Raw genomic sequence first — 7,812 nt, forward strand, 5'->3', positions numbered from 1 at the left:
TTGGAATTTGAACGATTCAGCGTGGCCAGATGTATCAAAAAAGGGGAGGAATACTTTGAAATCCATTCATTCCACACGTGCTTTGCTGCTATGCTGCAGCATTGCTGCACTCACCGTGCCGACCTTTGCGCATGCAGATGCGGCTGACGCTGCGGCGGCTGAAGCATCTGCCGATGCTGGTACCCCAAGCGTGCCCGACATTGTCGTTACTGCAACGCGTGATTCGCGCAGTTTCAAGGACGTACCGCTCAGCGTTGATGTCGTCTCCGGCGAAAAGCTGCAGAAGTTCAATCTGTTTGACGCCAAGGACATTTCGAAGCTCGCCCCGGGCCTTGAACTGACCAACACCAGCGGTCGCAACAACACCACAACCCTGCGTGGTATAGCCTTCGACCCGGATTCGGGCACGGCTCCATCGGTTCAGGTCTATTTCAACGAAGCGCCAAGTGACGCTCAGCTTGTTTACACTGCGCTTTACGACTTGCAGGCAATCGAAGTGCTGCGCGGCCCGCAGGGCCTGTTTCGCGGCCTGACCTCGCCTGCCGGTGCAATCACGATCGCGACCCGCAAACCCAGCTTCTCCGACACCGATGGGTATGTGCAGGGAACTGCGACCGATCGCGACGGTTACAATCTTCAAGGCGGTATTTCGATCCCGCTTTCCGACAAGTTTGCGGTTCGCGTCGCGGGCCTGCTCGATGGCAATCGCGGCAATGGCGTGACAAACGTCACGCGGAACGAACGTTCGCGCAGCCGCACCGAAAGCGGGCGTATCACGCTGGGTTGGCGGCCAAGCTCGAACTTCACCGCTTACGCGACCTACCAGTTCTTGCATGCCGACAACATTCAGAACCAACAAGTCTTCGGGCCCGGTGCAATTCCGGCGACGGTAGCTCCGTTTGTCGTCGGTTCTGCGCCAATTGCGCCGGGCTTCAGTGTTCCGATTGCAATCTTGCTGCCGTCCGGCAGCACGGTTCGCTCTGGACCGCCAGCGGAAGTTTCGGACTACCTTGCTGTCTCGACCGGGCAAAACCGCTTCAAGAATACCTTCCATTACATGAACCTCAATCTCGATTGGGATCTTGGTCCGGTTACGGCGTCGGTGATCGCAGCGCATCAGTTTGCGCTTCTTGATAGCGTTCGCGACCTTGATTCGGGCAATGCGGTTGTCGAGCCCATTGGAACCTCGACGGTGCGGGTGCCAAACTACCTGACATCGTTTGAAGCGCGGGTCCGTTCGAACAACACCGAAGGTCTTACCTATAGCGCTGGTGCGTTCTATTCAAAGCGCACGGGCACAGTCTTCGATACGGAAACCAACAATAGCTATGCAGCCGCAGCTCCGCTCTCGGCAGGACTGTTCCTTCCTATCCATACCGAAGTCTCAGTGCCGGTCTTTACCGAGACACTGTCCTTCAATGCTGGAGCAGGATACAAGTCCGGACCGTTCTCGGTCGAGGCCGGTGTCCGTTACACCCATATCAAGGCGATCCAGACAACCGATATCACGGCTAGTTCGCCCGGTGGACAAGTGCTGGTCCCTGTCGGCGGGGGCGCCAATCTGATTTTCCCGGTTGCGCCGTTCACGCAAAGCATTGTCGGCGTTCCGCCCGAACTTTCGCAGACTGTCGGCAAGCCAATCACGGGCGGAGCGACCATCAGCTATCAGATCACGCCTGAACTCACGACTTATGTCGCCTATGGCCATTCGTTCCGGCTTGGCAGCACCGGCGTCGCCACGCCTGTCGGCATTAGCGCCGACCTGATCCAGACAAAGCCTGAAAAGACCGACTCCTTTGAAGTTGGCCTCAAGGGGTCGGCACTTGATCGCCGTGTCAGTTTCGCGATTTCTGCCTATTATCAGAAGATCGACAACTATCTCGCACGGTTCGATGGCATCTATTACAATTGCCCGGACACCAATGGTGTTTGCGGCGCCGCTGGCTCGGCCCCCATCAACAATGCCACTCAGGCGCCTGATGCGGCTTTCTCGTTCAACGCGAACGGCAAGGCAACGATCAAGGGGGTTGAACTGACCCTGGATGCGCGCCCCACCAACGATTGGGACATCGGCATCAATGCTGCCTACAACAAGGCGCGCTATGATAACGCCCGTCTGCCGTGCAATGACTTTGCCGGCACCGGCGTGCCAAATCAGACCGGGCCTGCGAAAATCACGGGCACTGGAAATACCAGCTACTGCATTTCGAATGGACGTCTCGCCGATGCTCCCGATTTCAGCCTGACGGCGTCGTCGGAAATTCGGTTCCCGCTTGGCAAGGTTACGCCGTTCCTGTCGGCTCTTTACACCTACCGTCCGAGCGTGTTTTCAACCAAGGTCAACTTCGCCTATCAGGCCCGCAATCTGCTGGACCTGCACCTTGGCGTGCGGTCCGAGGATCGCAATTGGGAAGCCCGGATTTTCGCAAAGAACGTGCTGAATGAGAAAAAGATCACGAACATCTCGCTCGGCAATGCGCTGACCGGCCCGTATGACTCCGGCTATCGCACGGTCAACGTGACCAATCCGCGTGAGTTTGGCGCCACGATCAGCCACAAGTTTTGATCGGTGCCGTTATCGGGCGTATCATGATGCGCGCCCGATCCTGCTGAGTACGATGACCGCCGCGTGCATTCGCGGCGGTCATTCCCGTTTCGAACCAACCTGCCTCCATGCCGACCGGAGATCGTCGATGACCAGCAAGAAAACGATTTTCCTTACCGGTGGAACAGGAAACATGGGCAGCGCCACACTGGCCGAACTGCTCGGACGGAGCGACCGATTTCAGGTTCGTGCGCTGGTTCGCCCTGAAGAAAAAGCACACCCGGTGGTCAAACGCTTCGATGGCACAGCCGGGCTTGAATGGGTGTGGGGCGACCTTACCCGATATGAGGATGTGCTCGCAGGTGTGAAGGGCGCCGATCAGGTTCTGCATATTGGGGGCCTGGTTTCGCCTATGGCCGATCACGTTCCCGAACTTACCATGAAGGTGAACGTCGGAGGGGCCCGCAATATCGTCGAGGCCATCAAGGCGACGGGGCAGTCGGATGCGACGGCGCTGGTCTATATCGGAACCGTTGCGCAGACGGGACACCGCAATGCGCCGGTGCATTGGGGGCGCACGGGTGATCCGATCAAGATCAGCCGGTTCGATCAATACGCGGTCAGCAAAACCCAGGCCGAGGCCATCGTCGCTCAGTCTGGTGTCGCCAAGTGGGTTTCCCTGCGACAAACCGGAATACTCTATCCCACCATGTGGAAGACGCACGATCCGATCATCTTTCACAATCCCTTTAACGGTGTGTTCGAGTGGGTCACTGTCGGAGACTCTGCCCGACTTGCCGCCAATACTTGTGAGGATGCCGTGCCCGCGGCGTTCTGGCGCGGTTTTTATAACATCGGTGGTGGCAAAGACATGCGCCTGGTCAACCATGAGTTCGCAAAGTTGACCAGCCATGCACTCGGTGTTGCCAACGCGTTTGGCAGTTCTCGCCCGAACTGGTCGGCAACGCGAAATTTTCACGGTCAGTGGTATGCCGATTCCGATAAACTGCAATCACTGGTGCCGTTCCGCCGCGAAACGATGGACGATTTTGCACGGGGCGTGGCCAAGTCCATGCCTGCATTCATCAAGCTGTTGGCGCGGCTTTTTCCGGGGGCAGGGTTCAAGCGCATGGAAAAGTTGGCGCGTGGGCCTGGTGGAACGCTCAACTGGATCGAGAACGACGATCGCGCCCACATTGATGCCTACTTTGGCTCCCGCGAAGCGTGGGAAAAACTGCCGACAGACTGGAAAGACTTTGCGTTTGCTCAGCCATCGCGTGAGGTTTCGCTGCTTGATCATGGATATGATTCCTGCGCTGACATCGGTGACCTGACTGCTGTCGATCTGTCTGCAGCGGCAGCATTTCGCGGTGGTAGGTTTGCTGGTGCTACTGCGCCGGAACCGGACGGGGCGACCCAGTGGCGCTGTGCAAGGGGGCATGATTTCACGATGTCCCCGCGCCTTTACCTGCAAGGCGGCCATTGGTGTCCGACATGCCAATTCGACCAAGACAGCTATGGCGAGAATGCGGCCCGCAATCCGTTCTTCGCACAAGTCTGGCCCGACAACGATTGAGCAAAGATCTGCAATTGCTTGATGGAGGGACGTGAACCGCCTCGGGAATGGCGGAGACCGCCGGGGTCAAACGTACCGCGGAATTGGTCCCCACTGCGGCGTCTGATCGGGCAGGTCGATTTCTCTTTCGTCGACATAGCACCAGCCCCAGCCTTCTGGAGGATCGTAGCCTTCGATGATCGGATGATGTGTCTGATGAAAATGCGCGGTTGCATGGCGATGGGGTGACTGGTCGCAACAGCCGACATGGCCGCAACTGCGACAAATTCGAAGATGCACCCAGGGGCTACCGATCTTGAGGCATTCCTCGCAGCCCGGTGCGCTGGGACGAACTTCGTTGATGCTGCTGCTGTGGGAACAGGTTGTCATACTATCTCCTTCGCGGCGGGCTCGGCCAGCTTGGCGTGAATCTGGGAAACGACCGCCGCGCCTTCGCCAACCGCAGCCGCAACGCGTTTGGTCGAGCCGGCGCGCACATCGCCAATCGCGAAGACGCCCGAGACGCTGGTTTCCAGCGACAGCCCTCGCTGTCCGGTAATGACGAAACCCTTCGCATCGATATCGACGCAATCGCGGACCCAATCGGCATTGGGGTCGGCTCCGATGAGGAGGAACAAGTGACGTACCGCGCGATGGACGCGGGCACCGCTGTCCAGATTGTGGAAAGTCACGCCGGACAGACCGCTGGTGCGGTCGCCTTCCAGCTCCGCAATCTCGCTGCCGACATGCAATTCTACATTGGGCAGCGCTGAAATGCGATCGATCAGATAGCGGGACATGGTTTGCGCAAGTTCGCGCCGCACGACCAGGTGCAGGCGTTTGACATAGGGGGCGAGAAAGACGACCGCTTGCCCTGCCGAATTGCCGCCGCCGACTAATGCGATTTCCTCGCCAACACACAACCGCGCCTCGATTGGCGAAGCCCAATAGGAGATGCCGGCGCCTTCGAATGCGGCGAGGCCCGGCACTTCGGGCCGACGGTAGCGCGCGCCGGTGGCAATGACCACTGATCGCGCGCGCAGTCTGTGGCCGCCAGCAAGGTCCAACGCCAGTTCGGGCCCGGAACAGTCGAGGCTTTCGACGCGAATGGGAATGGCGATCTCGGCGCCGAATTTGAGCGCCTGATTGAAGGCGCGCCCGGCGAGTGCCTGCCCGGAGATGCCGGTTGGAAAGCCGAGATAATTCTCGATCCGCGCGGACGCGCCAGCCTGCCCCCCTATTGCCTGCGCATCGAGCACAATGACCGACAGGCCCTCGGATGCCGCATAGACGGCTGTCGCCAGCCCTGAAGGACCGGCACCCACCACGGCGACGTCATAAATGGTCGCGGGGTCGAGCGTCGGAATGGTGCCAAGGCACGCAGCAAGTTCGGCGTTGCTGGGGCGCCTGAGAACAGGACCGGTCGGGCAGACGACCAACGGCAGTTGTTCGGGCAGGACGCCCGTCCGCTCCACAAGGTCTTTGCCTTCGCCTTCCGCGTGCGCATCAAGGACAAGATTGGGGTATCCGCTCCGGGTCAAAAACCCTTGCAACCGGACGACGTCGGCACTCCCCGGCACGCCGATCAGGATCGTGCCCGCTCCGCCTTGTGCAATCAGGCTTACACGGCGCAGGATCAGCGCGCGCATGACAATTTCGCCAACCTCAGCGGTTCCGACCATCAGCGCCCGCAGATGCGCGGGATCGAACGGGAGTGCCCTGCAGCCTTGTGTTCCGGCGCGGCCACCGGCGATCGACGGCCTTCCTGCAAGCTGGTTCACCTCGCCACTGAACTGTCCGGCATGATGCGTCACGATCGGCGCTTCACCGTTCAGGCCATCGCGCCGGACGACCTCGATCGCACCGTCGAGCACAAGCCATGCCGGGACATCCGAAGCCCCGATCGCATAGACAGTTTCGCCCGGAGCGAAGTCTGTTTCGGGCCCACTGGCGAAGCGCCGGGCGGTCGCGATCTGCATAGGATCGAGTGTCGGGAAACGTTGATGGTCGCGATCGTCGGCGCTTTTCATTGATTCCTCCGTTTGGAAAAAGCGGCGGCAGAGGCGTATCTGCCGCTCGCTTCGTGCTCAGCTCCGGATGAACGCGAGAAGATCGGGGTTGATGACGTCGGCTTGGGTCGTCAGCATCCCGTGTGGATAGCCCGGATAGATTTTCAGCGTGCCGTTAACCAGCAACTTGATCTGAAGCAGCGCGGCATCGGTATATGGCACGATTTGGTCGTCGTCGCCCTGTATCACCAGGGTGGGGACAGTGATCGCTTTCAGGTCTTCGGTCTGGTCGGTCTCGGAGAAGGCCTTGATGCCCTTGTAGTGCGCCAACGCGCTGCCCATCATACCCTGACGCCACCAGTTGTTGATCACGCCTTCCAAGACCGTCTGGCCGGGTCGGTTGAAGCCGTAAAACGGTCCCGAAGCGACATTGAGGAAGAAGGCGGCGCGGTTGTCCGCCAGCGCCTTGCGGAAGCCGTCGAACACCGCAACGGGCGTGCCTCCCGGATTGGCCTCGGTCTGGGCCATCAGCGGCGGGACCGCGCTTACCAGCACCGCCTTGGCCACACGGCCCTGAGGTTGCCCGAACTTTGCGACATAGCGGGCAACCTCGCCGCCGCCGGTCGAATGGCCGACATGAACGACATTGCGAAGATCGAGATGCTCGACCACGGCGAAAGCATCGGCGGCATAATGGTCCATGTCATGACCGGTATCGATCTGCGACGAGCGGCCATGCCCGCGGCGGTCATGCGCCACCACGCGATAGCCATTGGCGAGGAAGAACAGCATCTGGGCATCCCAATCGTCGGCCGACAGCGGCCAGCCGTGATGGAACATGACCGGTTGAGCGTCCTTGGGGCCCCAGTCCTTGTAGTAGATCTCCGCGCCGTCAGCAGTGGTGAGGTAGGCCATGATTGTCCTCCATTGGACGGACGCAACGCTTGTGTGTCCGATGCACCGATTATCGGGGGAACTTCGGCATCCGGGTATCATACGCAGGTTTCGGGTCAGTCCGGCTTACCCCAAACCTGTGTATGATGTTGTGGCAGGACATGAGCGGCAACAATGATGATCATGTGTCGTGATCAGCCGGCGAAATATCCGATCTACTTGCCGCTAATCGGAATATCGTTAAGCATTTCCGCCTTGTGGCGATCATACTGGTCGCTGTCGGAGGCGTGGATGCGGGGCGATCCGGAAGCGAGACGACTGGCGGCAAAAGTACATACGGCTACCGCAATCGTGGTGGCGCTTGGCATATTTGCGCTCGATATCCTCAGTCCGTTACAGGGCGCCGTTGCGGTTCTCTACACGACGGTCATATTGATCGCTGCGCGCGGCCACGCCGGAAAACCGGTCTACGCGTCGGCTGCGGTTTGCACCTTTCTTGCGATTGTCGCCTATGCCATCTCCCATGGCGGCGAGCCGATCGCGTCCCCGGCCATGCGCCTTGGCGTCAGCCTGGTCGCCATCAGCATCACCACCGCTTTGATGGTCCGTCAGATCAGCACTGCCGCTGCGCATGAGCGGGCAAGCGAGCGCTATCGTATGATCTTCAATGCCGCTGGTTTTCCGTAAGCGGTGTTTTCAGACCACGGGCGTCCAGGGCACGAGCTCGCCAACAACGTTGGCTGGGTGACCGCCGGCTAACTTCGTGAGCGTGTCGGTCAACCAGACGTGTGGGTTGATGCCGGTCAGCT

At 59.7% G+C, this 7,812-nt stretch carries 7 protein-coding genes; 3 read left to right on the plus strand and 4 right to left on the minus strand.

Annotated elements, in window-relative coordinates; all coding sequences use genetic code 11:
- Positions 1 to 7: 7 nt before the first annotated feature.
- Both LDN95_RS05455 and LDN95_RS05460 read left to right on the plus strand, forming a co-directional pair.
- Positions 8 to 2,566 carry a TonB-dependent receptor gene (locus LDN95_RS05455; protein ID WP_226016631.1) on the plus strand — a complete coding sequence of 853 codons (2,559 nt, stop codon included), beginning with the start codon at positions 8 to 10 and terminating at the stop codon, positions 2,564 to 2,566.
- A gap of 127 nt (positions 2,567 to 2,693) precedes the next feature.
- Entirely contained in the window at positions 2,694 to 4,121 is a 1,428-nt protein-coding gene (locus LDN95_RS05460; RefSeq protein WP_226016632.1) for an NAD(P)-dependent oxidoreductase, read from the plus strand.
- A gap of 66 nt (positions 4,122 to 4,187) precedes the next feature.
- Here the strand turns inward: LDN95_RS05460 and LDN95_RS05465 are convergent, their stop codons facing one another.
- Genes LDN95_RS05465 through LDN95_RS05475 form a run of 3 tightly spaced genes read right to left on the minus strand, consistent with a single transcriptional unit; the run spans position 4,188 to position 7,024 of the window.
- Positions 4,188 to 4,490 (minus strand): UBP-type zinc finger domain-containing protein, encoded by a 303-nt coding sequence (locus LDN95_RS05465; protein ID WP_226016633.1) that lies wholly within the window; start codon positions 4,488 to 4,490, stop codon positions 4,188 to 4,190.
- On the minus strand, positions 4,487 to 6,130 hold the full coding sequence (locus LDN95_RS05470; RefSeq protein ID WP_226016634.1) for an FAD-dependent oxidoreductase: 1,644 nt from the start codon (positions 6,128 to 6,130) through the stop codon (positions 4,487 to 4,489). Before LDN95_RS05470 ends, LDN95_RS05465 begins: the two co-directional genes overlap by 4 nt.
- Before the next feature lie 57 nt (positions 6,131 to 6,187).
- Complete coding sequence (locus tag LDN95_RS05475; protein ID WP_226016635.1) at positions 6,188 to 7,024, minus strand: alpha/beta fold hydrolase; 837 nt, start codon at positions 7,022 to 7,024, stop codon at positions 6,188 to 6,190.
- A gap of 153 nt (positions 7,025 to 7,177) precedes the next feature.
- Here LDN95_RS05475 and LDN95_RS05480 point away from each other — a divergent pair, with 153 nt between their 5' ends.
- On the plus strand, positions 7,178 to 7,690 hold the full coding sequence (locus LDN95_RS05480) for a hypothetical protein (protein WP_226016636.1): 513 nt from the start codon (positions 7,178 to 7,180) through the stop codon (positions 7,688 to 7,690).
- 9 nt (positions 7,691 to 7,699) lie between these two features.
- Here LDN95_RS05480 and LDN95_RS05485 read toward each other — a convergent pair whose 3' ends face one another.
- Entirely contained in the window at positions 7,700 to 7,810 is a 111-nt protein-coding gene (locus LDN95_RS05485) for a transposase domain-containing protein (RefSeq protein WP_226016645.1), read from the minus strand.
- Positions 7,811 to 7,812: the final 2 nt, after the last annotated feature.

This window comes from Novosphingobium sp. FKTRR1 (genome assembly GCF_020404405.1).
Lineage (GTDB): Bacteria > Pseudomonadota > Alphaproteobacteria > Sphingomonadales > Sphingomonadaceae > Novosphingobium.

Excerpts from the sequence above, each read along its gene's own strand:
- LDN95_RS05460 (WP_226016632.1), top strand. The coding sequence starts at position 2,694 with ATGACCAGCAAGAAAACGATTTTCCTTACCGGTGGAACAGGAAACATG.
- LDN95_RS05465 (WP_226016633.1), bottom strand. The coding sequence starts at position 4,490 with ATGACAACCTGTTCCCACAGCAGCAGCATCAACGAAGTTCGTCCCAGC.
- LDN95_RS05470 (WP_226016634.1), bottom strand. The coding sequence starts at position 6,130 with ATGAAAAGCGCCGACGATCGCGACCATCAACGTTTCCCGACACTCGAT.
- LDN95_RS05475 (WP_226016635.1), bottom strand. The coding sequence starts at position 7,024 with ATGGCCTACCTCACCACTGCTGACGGCGCGGAGATCTACTACAAGGAC.
- LDN95_RS05480 (WP_226016636.1), top strand. The coding sequence starts at position 7,178 with ATGATGATCATGTGTCGTGATCAGCCGGCGAAATATCCGATCTACTTG.